The sequence below is a fragment of the Schaalia sp. ZJ405 genome (genome assembly GCF_011038885.2).
Lineage (GTDB): Bacteria > Actinomycetota > Actinomycetes > Actinomycetales > Actinomycetaceae > Pauljensenia.
Genome location: NZ_CP064952.1, coordinates 694,534 through 709,382, shown reverse-complemented (window position 1 = coordinate 709,382; position 14,849 = coordinate 694,534). Strand labels below are relative to the sequence as shown.

Genomic DNA, 14,849 nt, shown 5'->3' with positions numbered 1-14,849 from the left:
AATCCACAGGCCGCGAATACACGGGACGAAATCCACAAACGACTGACCTCACGCATGGATATCCACAGGTGCACCACGTCCGCTACCCAACGGCTTCCCAATACACCACTGTGGATTGAGCAGACACCGAACGTCGGCGCTGTGATCACTGATCCCGCGGCAAGCCGTGGGATACGCAGACTCTTGAGGGAAGGGGAAAGATCAATGACATCACCAACGACCCGCGCCCTCAAGGTCTCCTCCCATTGGGCATGTATCGCTGGCCCCGATATCGGTGCGGTCATCCCCGTGGGCGAACCAATTGGCCGCTCGTGTTCGGTACTCCTCACTGATCCCCACACATCCCGCTGTCACGCGCAATCACAAACGGATGCTCGTGGACAGGTCTGGCTTTCAGACCAGCAGTCGGTCAACGGAATCGCCATTCGCACCCGGTGGGGCATGTGGCGTTCCCCCACCAGCCAAGGCCCTCATCGCATTCGCATCGGCCAGCACATTCGTGTTGGTTCTAATGTGTTCGAGCTGCGGCCTCGTCCTCGTGCCCTGATATGGCCGGTCCCCGAGCAATCCCACTCACGGCGGTGGATGAGCGTCATCTCAATCGGGGTGATGGCCCTTTTCCTCATATGGCGACTTCAGAGAATCCTGGCGATACCCTCAGGGGTACTCGTCGGCGTGTGTTGTGCGTGCGCCGCAGCAGTCGGGGCTTTCTGCGTTTTCAAGTGGCTCCTGATGCGTCGTCGGTGGCGTTGCGTGGATGCGTCATTTCTTGCATTGATACTGGCTGTTTCTTCTGTAGATCACTCCGACGCGCCTAAGCCCGGTGGGATCTACATCTGGCCAGAACGTCCCAACGGGTACAGACACGGCGCACGTCGAGGAGTGTTTCAGTTGGTGGGACCATCGCCTTCGGGCAGTAGTCCGGGAGCACCCCTCAACGCCACGGCGATTTTTCGTCGCATGGATATCCCGCGCGTGCAACGCATGGGATTCCTCGGGCCACACGCTTCTCTTGCCGCTCGATGGTGGGCTGCCCAATGCGCGGCGCGTTGTGGGGGCGGCAAAGTCATTGACGAGGACGGGGCATGCTGGTCCGTTGGAACTGGAACAGAGGTCGTTCACATTTCAGCCGTCGAGGACTGCCCGTGGTGTGCGCCAAAGGATGCGCGACACACAGGCGACAACGGGCAACGCAGCGCTGACCTGATCCACATCGGAATCGGACGGAGTTTCCACGAACTTCCTTCGTGGTGTGATCGCGTTGTCACTGCTGAGCGACCGTGCGTGTCACTGACCTGGTGGCTGGCATGCGCCACACCAATGAGCGACCACACGAATACGCCTGCGCTTCCTCGTGAAATTGTGTGGGACCGCGTTGACGTTATACGTGACCATGCACCTGCGGTCGGCGTGGATGCCCACGGCCTTGTCACGCTCGATTTGGAGCGCAACGGGCCGCACGCTCTGGTTGCTGGGTCAACGGGATCGGGGAAATCACAGGCGCTCATCACCTGGTTGCTCTCGATGTGTATGGCCGAGTCACCGCATGACCTGCGGCTCGTGCTCATTGATTACAAGGGCGGTGCAACGTTTAAGCAATTAGCTGACTTACCTCACACCGAGTGTGTGCTCACTGACCTTGATCCTCGACTCACTGACCGTGCTCTGCGTGGCCTCCAAGCCTTACTTCGACGGCGCGAACAGTTGTTCAACGACGTTGGAGTGAGCGACCGTGCCCAGTGGGTCCGGGAATTCACTGCCAATCCCTCCGGTCCAACAGGACCTCCACCGCCGCGCATTGTCGTTGTCATTGACGAGTTCCGTGTCCTCAAAGATGAACACCCCGACTCAATGAACACCCTCATGCGGCTGGCAGCTCAGGGGCGGTCTCTTGGCCTCCACTTGATCGCAGCCACGCAGCGTCCCTCCGGTGCGATCGACGCCTCAATGCGGGCAAACATTGATCTACGGATCGCCCTTCGATGCGTTTCGGCAACGGATTCTCTTGACATTCTCTCCGATGCTCGCGCACACCAACTGCCGAAAAATCCAGGGCGCGCCCTCCTGGCGGGTTCTCACGGGCTATCCGAACTGCAATTCGCTTTTCTCCCCAATGTTCGCTCGGTCGTGGATGCTATTCGCGCGCAGAACAACTGCGGTGGACTTCTCGCCATACCGCGATCTCACAACACCCCGGGATCGCAGACTCAAGATGTCGCATTGCCTAAAGATTCCCCAGGGTCACGGTCCCAGGCCGTCTCATCATCACAACGGTCCCCGAGCTGGCAATCCCCGGATGTTTCGCTGTGGCCGCAGGAGATTCCGGCGGATGTCACGTGGGAACAAGCAGATTCACTATGTGCTCCACAGGCTTGTCAGTCGGATCGGACCTCCCCGATTCTCGCCATTGCTGACGGTGTGGATCAGGACATGCACCGTCCGCTCGTCTGGGACGGTCCAGCCCTCCACTTTTACATGCCATCGGGCTCCCAGGCTCGGGCGCGACGATGGGTGCAATCCGCAGCTGTGAGACTGGCATCGGCACGAAAGCTCCCTCTTCACCTGTGTTCTGACTGCCTCGAAATCCCCGCTGTGTCCCACGTATCAACCCTCAACATTGAGGATTTCGCCCTTCTCATTGAACACATCCACGTCCACGGGCCCGCCGTCCTCGCCATTGATGATCTCGATGCATTCCTTGACGCGCTGAGTACCCGCATCGGACTTACGAACGCTCAGGCGCTGTGGTCAACTCTCCAGCAACGCGCTGAATCCCGGGGGATCATCATCATTGGTGCTCGCTTGAGCCAGAATCGTTCACATGGGGTTCGCGTGTCCCAGCGCACGTGGACAATCTTTCAGCCGACGTCGCGTTCCGACGTGTACGCCTTCGGACTTCAGACACGCCTGCCTCTTCCCTCTCGCGAATGCGATGTGTGGGTGTGCTCCCCAGGTTCTGTGACGCCCATCGAGGCAACCATCCCGCTGGGCATCCCCGATAGTCCATCCTCAGCGCACCTCACCAGCGAATTATCTGATTCGTGGAGAGTGCGAAATCTCGACAGGCACCAACGGCATATCGCGCTCATCGGTGCGGATTGGCACCCATATGTCCCCACGTCTCCTCGCGATTGGATGATCCTCACTGATCAGACGCATATTTCAACAGAGTGGATCACCCAGCTGCACGACGCGGCAGGCTGGGATCAGGCACGCATCGACATCCTGGCAACATCAGCGTGGTCCCGTCTCCCCCTGTCCCCAACGATCCGTCTTGTTGTGCTCGATCCGCCGGTCGATGTTGCACGAGCGTTACTTCGTCGCTGTCGAAGCCCCTCCCTTGCTTTAGAAGCTCATATGTGGGACGAATCTACGGGGTTCCTCATAGAAAACGGACGCTGTGAACGCCTGGCAGTTCCTCTGCCCACGAGTCCCAACAACCAATGATCACCTATTCGCGAATTGTCAAACGTGACGATTTCCACAGTGAGGAATCTGAAAGTCTGCGTCCTAACTCTTGTGGACTGCGCTCTCTTGTCTCAAACTTAACGATGTTGTTCTGACGTCGCGTAAGCGTCAGAGGTCATCCACCGTCTCAAGGCGTACAAAGGAGCTTCAAGAATGGATTGGCGCAGCAAGGCAGCCTGTCTCAGCGTAGACCCCGAGCTGTTCTTCCCGATTGGGAACACGGGACCAGCTCTTGCACAGGCCACCGAAGCCAAGGCCGTGTGCCATAGCTGTGAAGTTGAAGCGACCTGCCTTCAGTGGGCTATCGACAACAACCAGGACTCCGGAGTCTGGGGCGGAATGAGCGAGGAAGAACGGCGTAGCCTCAAGCGTCGCGCCGCCCGCGCTCGCCGTGCCTCCTGATTGGCGGCTCCTCACTTTTCACCTTCAACAGGGGTGTCACACTCACCGGTGTGACACCCCTGTTCGTGTCCTCATCGACACCTGAAGTCCACCCGCTCGGCTCCTCACAGCAAACGTGCTCAGCGACCATGCGACCTCGGCAAAGACAAGTTCAGCACTTAATCATCAGAACCATCGTCAAGATGCATGTCGAGAGTGACGACCGTTCCCCCACCCTCACGAAGCGACCAGTCGATCGTTCCGTGCAGTTCTCCGCGGACCATCTGCTGAACAATCTGTGTTCCCAAACCGGTCATCGGCGTTCCCGGCTCAAAGCCCAACCCGTTGTCTGCAACGGTCACAACCATTCGCTCACCCTGACGATTCGCAGAAATTTCAATAATACCATCGCGGTCCGCCAGGCCATGTTCCACAGAGTTTGCCACAAGCTCATTGAGAACCGTTGCCAAGGCCTGTGCCTGTTCTGCATGAATGATGCCGAACTTCCCGGTCGTGACAACCTGAACCTCGTGAGCCGTTGACGCAACCGCACCCGCCATCCGCAAAACCGTGCGCGCAACCTCATCAAAGTCAACAGACTCATCAACATTCTGGGACAAAGCCGCATGGACAGTCGCGATCGCTTGCACGCGGCGTTCCGCCTCAGCTAGCGCAACCTTCACCGCATCGGACTCCGACCGACGTGACTGCAAGCGCAACAGCGCCGACACGGTCTGCAAATTGTTCTTCACCCGGTGGTGAATCTCGCGAATCGTGGCATCTTTCGTCATGAGTTCCTGCTCGTGACGACGAATCTCGGACAGATCCCGAGTGAGAATCACAGCTCCCAGGCGGTGACGTCCATTCGTGAGCGGTAAGGCCCGCATCGCAATAGTTGAGGCGTGTGCCGCGATCTCCACACGCCACGATGCCCGTCCCTTGAGAACAACCGCCATCGACTCTTCAATCAGTGTTTTATCCGCAACAACCTGAGTGATCTCTTGAGCAAGAACCTTCCCGATAATGCGTTGTTTAATACCTAAGCGTCGCAGGCACGATGACGCATTCGGCGTGAGCTGTTCAACCCGTCCGTCCTCGTCAATGAAAATGGCCCCATCTTGGACGCGCGGAACCCCGTGACCGCTGACTGTCGGTGTCGAATCGTACGGGTATTCTCCCCGGGCAATCATCTGGCAGAGAATGTCTGCCGCCGACTGCGTCCACCCCTGAGACCCCAGGGACGGGCGAGGGGCAGCAAGGTTAGATTCCCTTGTCATCACAGCGATGATGCGCCCGTTGTATGACACGGGAATACACGTCTCCATCATCGAATACGTTCCCGCCCAGTGAGCCGTCGATGCCTTAATGACCTGACCGGTCGTCATCGCTCGGCGAAGCTCAACCTCACGGACCGTCGGCAGGAAAAGACCGAGGATATCTTCCACGTGAACGGTGCTTGACGTTGCCGGACGAGAGTGCGCAACAGCGCAGAACTTCGAGTCTTTCGCCGGCAGCCACAGCACCAGGTCGGCCGCAGCAAGATCGGCGAGCACTTGCCAGTCGGCAAGGAGGAGGTGAAGCCACGCGAGTTCGTCCTCGTTGAGATCGATCGCGTTAATCTCGGCAAACTGGGTGAGACTTCTCATGGCGACAACTCTAATGTGCCGCGACGCTCGCTTCCCTCCACGCCCACCCCTAAAGTGGGAGCACACGTCACACACTGGGCATCCATTGCAAGCGAGACTGGGCCACTGCTGAGATCCGGAGGCCACGTCAACAGCCGCACAGGAGTTTTCATGGATTTTTCCTTCACCGTCACATATCCGGCATCCGCGTGCGCCCTCGTCGCTGCGGTTCTCGATCCGTCATTTCAGATCGCCCGGCTGAGTGGATTGAGCACGGGTGAGCCTCACGTCAACGTCACCGGCAACCGGATCGACGTCACAGGGTACTTTGCCGAGGACGCCTTCCCCGACAAAGTCCGTGGTTATCTCTCATTCCCCCTGAAATTCTCCTACTGCGAGGAACTGGAGAACGGCACATCCAACGAGGCGAATCCTCACTCTACGCAGTGCCCTGACCGCATACATTCCGTTCTCACCGTCGACGCTGCACACCTTCGCGTGGACCTGACATCGACGCTGAGTGAGGCCCCTTCGACCCCGCTGCCCGGTGAGACGACTCCCGCAAGTGTGACGAGGACGGGGCACGGCACCCTTTCCGTATCCATTCCGTTCTTTGGCAGCACCATCGAGCAGAAACTCCTCGAACACGTACAGGAGCTTGTCGCAGCCGAGGAACACGTCACCACCCAGTGGCTCACCAGCACCCATTCAACGGATCACCATGCATTGGATGACTGAACAGGGGACAATGGACCTATGACTACTTCATCATCGACTACACCTGCGGATTCCGGCTCCGCTGCATCCGCGTCTACATCGGCGCCAGCCAGCCAGCCAGCGCCCGCGATGTTCCTTGAACGCCAAGGAGTGCGCCAGTACGTTGCCCGTAATTCCCGCGGCGCCGAAATTCTGATCGGCGACGGACCGGGGCGTTTCTCCCCCGGTGACCTGTTGAAGCTTGCCCTCGCGGGCTGCAACGCAATGTCGTCCGATAAGCGCATGACTGACCGTCTGGGTGAGGATTTCGCTCAGGTCGTCGGTATTTCCGGTGAGTACAACGAGGACGAGGATCGCTACACGACGTTCCAGGTTGAACTCATCCAGGATCTCTCCTCACTGTCTGACAAGGACCAGGCTGATCTTGTGCGCCGTGCGAATGGAGCAATCGACCGCAACTGCACGATCGGACATACCCTGTCCCAGCCTGTTCCCTACACGCATACATTCACATCAGAGCAGGTTTCCGAGTGACTGGCACCGTGATTGATCGCCAGTATGAGGATCTTCTCGCGAAGGTCATGTCCGAGGGGGCGCTCAAGAGTGACCGTACTGGCACGGGCACGCGTTCCCTTTTCGGAGCGCAGCTGCGCTATGACCTGTCACAGGGTTTCCCGCTGATTACCACGAAGCGTGTGCATCTGAAATCCATTGTTGGTGAGCTTCTCTGGTTCCTTTCCGGAGACTCCAATGTTCGTTGGCTCCAAGACCACAAGATCCGCATTTGGAATGAGTGGGCCGATGAGAACGGCGAACTGGGTCCCGTCTACGGTGTCCAGTGGCGTCATTGGAACGCCGGGGACGGCCGTGAGATTGATCAGATCTCACAGGTTATGGAGACGTTGAAAACTCAGCCCGAGTCCCGGCGGATGATTGTGTCCGCATGGAACGTTGGGGATTTGCCGGATATGGCTTTGGAGCCGTGCCACGCATTCTTCCAGCTCTACGTTGCCGACGGCCGCCTCAGCCTCCAGCTTTACCAGCGCAGCGCTGACCTATTCCTCGGGGTTCCCTTCAACATCGCGTCGTATTCCCTGCTCACGCATATGTTCGCCCAGCAAGCTGGCCTAGAGGTCGGCGACTTCATCTGGACGGGCGGAGACTGTCACATCTACTCCAACCACGTTGACCAGGTCACCGAGCAGCTGTCGCGCGACCCTTACCCCTTCCCCACGCTCTCGCTGCGCCGCGCAGACTCAATTTTTGACTACGACTTTGACGACGTTGAGGTCGTGAACTACACCCATCATCCGACGATCACAGCGCCGGTAGCGGTGTGATGGTGTGATGACGACGCAGATCAGGGGTTGATGAACTCATGGGAATAACGAATCTCTCCCCGTTTGAGGCCACGCAGGCTCTGAAAGATTCCGGTGTCGTCCTCGCGTCCATTTGGGCGCAGGATCGCACCCGCGTCCTCGGCTCCGGAACAGACATGCTCTGGCATGTCCCCGCGGATTTTCGTCATTTTCAGACGTCAACTATGGGGTCCCCCATCATCATGGGGCGTCGTTCCTGGCAAGCTCTCGGCGCTGCTTTGCCGGGACGCACGAACATCGTCGTGACGCGAGATCGACACTTCGAGGCTCCCGGCGGGATTGTCGTGCATTCCTTAGATGAGGCATTCCTCGTTGCAGGAAACCACGTCGGGGATTCATCCCACGTGTGGGTGACGGGTGGGGCTCACCTCTACGCCGACGTCATGGGGATCGTCGATGAACTAGTCGTCACTGATCTTGACCTCGATGTCGCGTCGACGGTTTCACCGGATTCTCCCCTGGTTCGTGCGCCGTTCATTAACGAGGACGAGTGGGCACCTGATCCTTTACGCTCTGATTCCCAGTGGCGTGAGCGTTCCGGTGATGCTCGGTGGAAAGTGACGACGTGGGTGCGTGTTCGTCCTCGTTAATTCTCAGCTGAATCCGATGTGTCGGTGGGGTTCTGGGCCTGAAGACTCGTCTGCGCCGAGGCTTCTCCCGCCCCGATGAGGTTCAGGAATGAGTCCGCGAAGGAATCAACACGCTCCCAGTCCGTGTAGTCAATATGGACATCGGGACCCCAGGGTTTGCCAGAGGCTTTGAGGATCGGCTTGAGTAGTGCCGTGTCGACGGCGTTGTAGAGACGGAAATCAAGTTCGCCACCAAAAAGGGCAACCGTCGTTGGATTCCACGGGGTGCCATCAAGGAATCGCTTGACGTAGGCATTGGTGTCGGGCTGAGATTTTTCAGGTTTCGCCGCGGCAAGATTGACGCCGATGAACGCCGTTGGCATCGCATTGAGCCGCTCAACGTTCTTCTTGGCGAAACGCCACACTGACGGCGCAAAAACACCGTATCGAACCGACGCCCCAAGGATCACCGCGTCGACTGCTGGGTCAAGGGTCTTCACGGCTTCAACGGGACGAACTTCGACGTCGATGCCGTGAGCGCGAAGACTCTGGGCAACTCTCATGATGATGTTCGCTGTGTGGCCAAAGCGTGAGGAGTAGAGGGCAAGAACTGACATGTGCGTACTCTCCAAAAATCACTGGGGATAAGTCTTCGTGTCCTCTGACGGTACGCTCTTTTCTCACCGATGTTTGCGACGCACTGTCACAAACGCTCAAGGAAGGACATCGCTGCGAAAACTTGATCGGCGGCGAATTCATATCCCGCTGCCGATGGGTGGAAACCGTCGCTCGCCCAGAACCCATCGAAGAGTGGGGCATGGGCGACATCAACGAAGTCGATTCCACGGTCACGGCAGATGCGTGAGGAATCCTCGGTCTGGGCGTTGATGCGTTTGGCCAATTCCTTACGGAGCATCCCCGGCAGCTTCGGTGAGTTGTGGGGTTGGCCCGACGAGCAGACGATGAGGTGGTCAGCCAATCCTTCGGCGATGTCAATCGCAGCGGTTAAGTCATCAACCCAGTCCTGGCGACCACGCCTAGCTAAGATGTCATTCGACCCGGCGCAGAGGAATAAAACGTCGACGTGTCCTTCGACTTCTTCGAGGAAGCGATAGCGCACGCGGCGCATCGTTGATCCGAGCTTCGCGTGGGTCTGCCAGGCGACGCAGCGGCCGGTTGCGTCGGCAAGCCGTGAGCTAATCCTCGGAGTCAGCGACTCGGCCTGGGATGACACTCCGGAGCCTGCAACAAGGGAGTCACCCACGGCAACGAAACGAATGGGTTCTTGACTGTCTGTTTGCCCGTCGCGTGGGGTAACGATCCCGGAGCGTTCCCCTTCGGGTTCGGGAAGGAGATGAACCCTGCGCGTTGCAATGGCAGCTTGAGTGAGCAGTAACGTCTTTTTTAACGGATTCACGTCATGCAAGATTAACTCTCGCGTGCAAGCCTGTACTCACCCACCGCAAAATCTCACACACCCGGCACACTGCCACCCATCGCGGCGTCACACTTGACGCTACCATTGCCTGCGCATAACGAGGACGACGTGCGCACCCGTGGTTTGATTAATCCTCGGCCACCTCCGCATCACGAGGAGGCCCCGTAGAATCTCCTCGTGCCTTCCTCCCCCTTGCTCACAAACCCGACGCTTCGCGCCTTGATTGCTCTGGCGGTTTTTACCTACACCGCTCAGAACATGATCAACGTGTCGATCGCTCCCCTGTCGCGTGCGTTAGCTCTTCCCGAATGGATTGTCGGCGGAGCTGTCTCTCTTGCTGCCGTTGCTGTGACGGCGCTCAGCCAGTTCTGGGGGCGCCGTTCAATCGCATGGGGAAGACGCCGAGTCCTCCTGACGTCGCTGGTTCTTGCACTTATCGCTGGCACCGTGTTTTCCGCGACCGTGTGGGCCAGGTCCGCCGGCGCTCTGGGGGTCGTTGCTGCATCCGCCGGGATCATGTTGGCCCGCGGTCCTTTCTTTGGTTCGGCGATTGCGGCAATCCCTCCAACGGGTCAGGCTCTCGTTGCAGAAGTCACCCAGGACCAGACTTCGAGGGTACGAGGGATGTCCGCGTTTTCCGGTGCGATCAATTTTTCCGTGATGTTCGGCTCCCTCATTTCTTCCGCTCTGGGAGCCGTTTGGATCTTCGCTCCCGTTCACGCAACGCCGTGGTTCATCGTCATCGCCCTCGTCATTGCTCTTGTGTGGGTTCCCAAAGACGGACACTCCCGTAGTCCCCGGAATACTCAGCCCACGTGTGCGCCCGGCCATTCATCCTCGTCAATGACAGTAACGGGGGAACTCCCACCGCGCGTCTCCTGGCTTGACCGCAGGCTCCTACCCTGGATCGGCGGGGTTTTTGGAATGTTCTTCGCCAACGGAGTTGTTCAGATCCTCATGGGTTTCATCGTCCAGGACCGCGCGCACCTGGACCCCTCACACGCTGTCTCCATCACCGGCCTCATGCTGCTGACAAATGCGGCAGGAGCCATGCTCTTCCAACTCCTCATTGTTCCCAAACTCGCGTGGGAACCACGCCGTCTTCTCCGCGGGGGAATCACGCTGGGCACCGTGGCCTTCGCTGCTCTCGCGTGGGCTCCAACTCTCCCCCTCGTTGTCCTCTCAACCTTCCTCATGGGTGTTGCCTCGGGCCTGGCGGTCCCAGGTTTCAGCGCAGGTGCTTCACTTGCGGTGTCACCTGAGGAACAGGGTGGCGTCGCCGGAATCATGAACGCCACCGGATCGGTGACGTGGATCTTCGCTCCCGTCAGCGCAGCAGCTCTCTACGGATGGAATCCGCTGGCACCTTTTGCTCTCGGCTTGAGCCTCATCGCTTTCTCCTGCACCGTTGCGTGGGCACACCCACGTCTGCTCCGCCACGCCACGACCTCATAAATTCTGGGGAATTAGGACAACAGACCCCGCAAATCGGCACGCACGCCGGTAGGCTTAGATCTGTTCATTGTCGTCATGCGAAGGAGCCCCCAGTGGCAGAAAATACTCGTACCGAATCCGACTCAATGGGAACCGTTGAGGTTGCCGCAGACCGTTACTGGGGTGCTCAGACTGAGCGTTCCCTCCATAACTTCGACATCGGTCGCGAGACCTTCGTGTGGGGTCGCCCGATGATCAAGGCTCTCGGCATCCTCAAGAAAGCTGCCGCCCAGGCCAACGGTCAGCTCGGCGAACTCCCCCAGGACATTGCTGATCTCATCGTTGCAGCAGCCAATGAGGTCATCGAAGGCAAACTTGATGACCACTTCCCGCTGGTTGTCTTCCAGACGGGTTCGGGCACGCAGTCGAACATGAACTCCAATGAGGTCATCTCCAACCGCGCCATCGAACTGGCTGGCGGTGAAATGGGAACCAAGACCCCGGTTCACCCGAATGACCATGTCAACCGCGGTCAGTCCTCCAATGACACCTTCCCCACCGCGATGCACATCGCCGTTGTCAACGAACTCCAGGCCATGTACCCGCGCGTTCGTCGTCTCCGTGACACCTTGGATGCCAAGGCCAAGGAATTCGACGATGTCATCATGGTGGGCCGCACCCACCTGCAAGATGCCACACCTATTCGCCTCGGCCAGGTGATCTCCGGCTGGGTTGCGCAGATCGACTTTGCTCTTGAGGGCATCGAATACGCTGATTCTCGTGCGCGTGAACTCGCCATCGGCGGCACCGCTGTGGGCACCGGCCTTAATGCTCACCCGGAGTTTGGTGAACTGGCCGCGAAGAAGATCTCTGAGGAAACCGGCATTGAGTTCACTCAGGCCGAAAACCTCTTCGCTGCGCTGGGTGCTCACGACGCCCTCGTCCTCGTCTCCGGTGCGCTGCGTGTTCTCGCTGATGCGCTGATGAAGATCGCGAACGACGTGCGCTGGTATGCTTCCGGCCCGCGTAACGGCATCGGCGAACTCGTGATCCCCGAGAATGAACCCGGTTCCTCGATCATGCCCGGCAAGGTCAACCCCACTCAGTGCGAAGCTATGACGATGGTGGCAACGAAGGTTTTCGGCAACGACGCGACCGTTGGTTTCGCGGGTTCACAGGGCAATTTCCAGCTCAACGTTTTCAAGCCCGTCATGTCCTGGTGTGTCCTTGAGTCCATCCAGCTCCTGGGTGACGCATGTGTTTCCTTCGATGAGCACTGCGCCTACGGCATTGAGCCGAACCGCGAGAAAATTCAAGAGAACCTCGACACGAACCTCATGCAGGTCACGGCTCTGAACCGCCACATCGGTTACGACAAGGCGTCGAAGATCGCGAAGAATGCGCACAAGAAGGGCCTGTCTCTGCGTGAATCCGCCCTTGAGCTGGGCTTCCTTTCCGCCGAGGAGTTCGACGCGTGGGTTGTTCCCGCAGATATGACGCACCCAAGCGCCGCCGAGGAGTGACCGGAATTTCCCTCGTCATCTAGCCTCCATTTTCAGGGGACGAGGACGAGGTGGTCTTCCACAACGAATGCCGGGCTTCGGAAAAATCCGAAGCCCGGCGTGTTGTTTTCCTCTGACAAGATCCCTAGGCGAGAGGATGTTCCCCTCCGCCTCCGGCTTCAAGACGATCAATGGAGTCCAACAGCCTCCGAGTGTTCCTCGGCGACCGCAAGAGGTAGGCGGTCTCACGAAGAGATTCATATTCCTCAAGGGACACTGACCACAGGCTCATGACCTGCACGTGTCATCACGGCTTGCTCGCGATTATTGATCACGTCATCAAGGACCTGAGCAGATTTTGCACGCGATTCGGTATCACCGGGCATTTTCATACTCCTCCTTCGTACAGATTTCACTGTACATTTTGCGGGAAGAACAGCAATTGACACGGTGCTGTTCGCCAGCGTGTCACTCAACCCGAATGCACGCCCACGATCCTCTACCTATACTCAAGCCATGACCCTTTGAGAGACCTCCTCTGTGTTCCCTGAGTTTCTTCGGCTCAACGTTGCGCGTTCCTCATGAGAGCGTCCACGCCACCGGGAGCACCTCCGTCAGTTCTGCGCATCAGCGCACCACACTTAGAGGTTTCTCATGTCTTCCCTGCATTTTTCTCACGTTTCCTTCTCCTATCCGTCGGTCGACGTCCTCACGGACATATCCTTCACCTGCCAAACCGGTCAGCGCCTGGCCCTCATCGGGCCAAATGGCAGCGGCAAGACAACCCTCCTGCGACTAGCCCGGGGAGAACTCACTCCCCTTTCGGGAACTATCGAAGCAGAGTCCTCCTCTCCTGCCATCGACTCCCACCTTCACAGCCACCGAGAGCCCGGCAGTCTTCACACGTCAGCGAGCAGTGGAACACGCACACTACTCGATGCTCCACCCACCCGGTTACCAACAACAACCATTGCTGAGCGCATCAGCTACGCAGTCGCACCTCTGCGCGCCCTTGAGCAACGCTTCGAGGAGGTCAGCGCCGTCCTTGTCAATCACGCTGGGGACGCAGTAAGAGAGTATGACGACCTGCTCACACGCATGACCACGCTAAATGTGTGGGGACTGGATGCCCGCATTGACGAGGTGATCGCGGGTATGGGATTGCAACACGTGGAACATTCGCGTCCGTTGAACACGCTATCGCCCGGTCAGGAAGCTCGGCTCGAACTGGCACTCACCCTCGTTACCCATGAGGACGTGCTCATCCTCGATGAGCCAACAAATCACCTGGACGACGACGCGCGAGAATTCCTTATCCGCACGCTCATCGACTGGGAGGGGTCAGTGCTATTCACCAGCCACGACCGCGACTTCATCGAACGCGTCGCAACAGGAATCCTTGACCTTGACGTCACCCCGTGGGAGGCTCTTGCCACCGCACAGAGCAGTGAGGCGATCGGCGGAATCTACCAGTCGCCGGCCTCCTATGCGCACTACCACGCAGCTAAGAATGAGGCCCGCGCGCAACATGTCGCCCTGCATGAAGCTCAGCGCCAGCGCAAAGGGGCCCTCACAGAGCACGTGGAAAAATCCCAGGTCGTTGGCCACGCACATTTCACGCCCCGTACTGAGATTCGCATGGCGCAGAAGTTCTACGCGGATCGGGCACAAACGGGATCAACCCGTCGGATAAATAACGACGCGATTCGTCTCGAACGTCTTCACGCCACTGAGGTGCGTAAGCCACGCTACGACGAACTCAACATGAGGATTCCAGCTTCGGGTACAGTGTCGCCGCTGGCGCGGGCAGGTCACATTCTCACAAGCGGGACGATTGCCCTCTCAGTTCGCGACGCAAGCATTCCGGGGCGCCTCAAACCGGTATCCTTTGAGGCCCGTGCTGGCGAACACGTCCTCCTTACCGGGCCCAATGGGTGTGGAAAATCAACGGTGCTCGCATGGCTTGATGCGGCTTCCCACACGCCCGGAGCTGTACTGACGCCCGATGCCTCGGGCCTGGTTGTCGTTGCACCCGGTGCAGCCTACGTTCCCCAGCGTCTCCCTCATCCAACTGACTTCCTCGTCTCCGATGGCCTATGGGATCGCGGTGTCGGGGAACGCGGCAAAGGATTCCTTCACCCAAAGTTCTGGACAACATCGATCGGTGAGCTCTCCGATGGCAATCAGCGGCGCGTCCAGCTCGCCCTCGCCGCCACCCTCGGGGCACCGATCCTCCTCATTGATGAGCCCACAAACTATCTCGATGTCGATGCCATCGAATCACTCGAAAGCGGGGTTAGCGGACAAAATGTGTTGGTAGTTTAGGTTTCAATTGT

Annotated in this window: 12 protein-coding genes; 9 read left to right on the top strand and 3 right to left on the bottom strand. The window is 58.6% G+C overall.

Annotated elements, in window-relative coordinates:
• Nucleotides 1-204: 204 nt before the first annotated feature.
• Nucleotides 205-3,447: an FtsK/SpoIIIE domain-containing protein gene (locus tag G7Y41_RS02910; protein WP_165316406.1), complete on the top strand. Its 3,243-nt coding sequence runs from the start codon at nucleotides 205-207 to the stop codon at nucleotides 3,445-3,447.
• Nucleotides 3,448-3,621: 174 nt separating this feature from the next.
• Nucleotides 3,622-3,870: a WhiB family transcriptional regulator gene (locus G7Y41_RS02905; RefSeq protein WP_165218582.1), complete on the top strand. Its 249-nt coding sequence runs from the start codon at nucleotides 3,622-3,624 to the stop codon at nucleotides 3,868-3,870.
• A gap of 158 nt (nucleotides 3,871-4,028) precedes the next feature.
• Here the strand turns inward: G7Y41_RS02905 and G7Y41_RS02900 are convergent, their stop codons facing one another.
• A complete protein-coding gene (locus G7Y41_RS02900; protein ID WP_165218584.1) occupies nucleotides 4,029-5,495 on the bottom strand; it encodes a sensor histidine kinase in 1,467 nt (488 codons plus the stop codon).
• A gap of 150 nt (nucleotides 5,496-5,645) precedes the next feature.
• On the opposite strand from G7Y41_RS02900, the gene G7Y41_RS02895 reads away from it, so the two are divergent.
• The 4 genes from G7Y41_RS02895 to G7Y41_RS02880 all read left to right on the top strand — a co-directional run bounded on the left by G7Y41_RS02895 (nucleotide 5,646) and on the right by G7Y41_RS02880 (nucleotide 8,160).
• Entirely contained in the window at nucleotides 5,646-6,212 is a 567-nt protein-coding gene (locus G7Y41_RS02895; protein ID WP_165316405.1) for a DUF2505 family protein, read from the top strand.
• 108 nt (nucleotides 6,213-6,320) lie between these two features.
• On the top strand, nucleotides 6,321-6,725 hold the full coding sequence (locus G7Y41_RS02890) for an OsmC family protein (RefSeq protein WP_231367394.1): 405 nt from the start codon (nucleotides 6,321-6,323) through the stop codon (nucleotides 6,723-6,725).
• 8 nt (nucleotides 6,726-6,733) lie between these two features.
• Entirely contained in the window at nucleotides 6,734-7,531 is a 798-nt protein-coding gene (locus tag G7Y41_RS02885) for a thymidylate synthase (protein WP_165316414.1), read from the top strand.
• A 38-nt stretch (nucleotides 7,532-7,569) separates the two neighbouring features.
• Nucleotides 7,570-8,160, top strand: coding sequence for a dihydrofolate reductase (locus G7Y41_RS02880; RefSeq protein WP_165316403.1), 591 nt, complete (start codon nucleotides 7,570-7,572; stop codon nucleotides 8,158-8,160).
• Here G7Y41_RS02880 and hemG read toward each other — a convergent pair.
• A complete protein-coding gene (gene hemG, locus G7Y41_RS02875; protein WP_165316402.1) occupies nucleotides 8,157-8,756 on the bottom strand; it encodes a menaquinone-dependent protoporphyrinogen IX dehydrogenase in 600 nt (199 codons plus the stop codon). The genes G7Y41_RS02880 and hemG overlap by 4 nt on opposite strands.
• Before the next feature lie 86 nt (nucleotides 8,757-8,842).
• Complete coding sequence (locus G7Y41_RS02870; RefSeq protein ID WP_165316401.1) at nucleotides 8,843-9,556, bottom strand: SGNH/GDSL hydrolase family protein; 714 nt, start codon at nucleotides 9,554-9,556, stop codon at nucleotides 8,843-8,845.
• Nucleotides 9,557-9,754: 198 nt separating this feature from the next.
• Between G7Y41_RS02870 and G7Y41_RS02865 the strand changes: the two genes are divergently transcribed.
• The 3 genes from G7Y41_RS02865 (at nucleotide 9,755) to G7Y41_RS02850 (ending at nucleotide 14,838) form a co-directional block, all read left to right on the top strand.
• Nucleotides 9,755-11,032 (top strand): MFS transporter, encoded by a 1,278-nt coding sequence (locus G7Y41_RS02865; RefSeq protein WP_165316400.1) that lies wholly within the window; start codon nucleotides 9,755-9,757, stop codon nucleotides 11,030-11,032.
• 92 nt (nucleotides 11,033-11,124) lie between these two features.
• On the top strand, nucleotides 11,125-12,534 hold the full coding sequence (fumC, locus tag G7Y41_RS02860) for a class II fumarate hydratase (protein WP_165218598.1): 1,410 nt from the start codon (nucleotides 11,125-11,127) through the stop codon (nucleotides 12,532-12,534).
• 633 nt (nucleotides 12,535-13,167) lie between these two features.
• The gene (locus G7Y41_RS02850) at nucleotides 13,168-14,838 is read left to right on the top strand and encodes an ATP-binding cassette domain-containing protein (protein ID WP_165316399.1); all 1,671 of its coding nucleotides are present in this window, start codon (nucleotides 13,168-13,170) and stop codon (nucleotides 14,836-14,838) included.
• Nucleotides 14,839-14,849 lie beyond the last annotated feature (11 nt).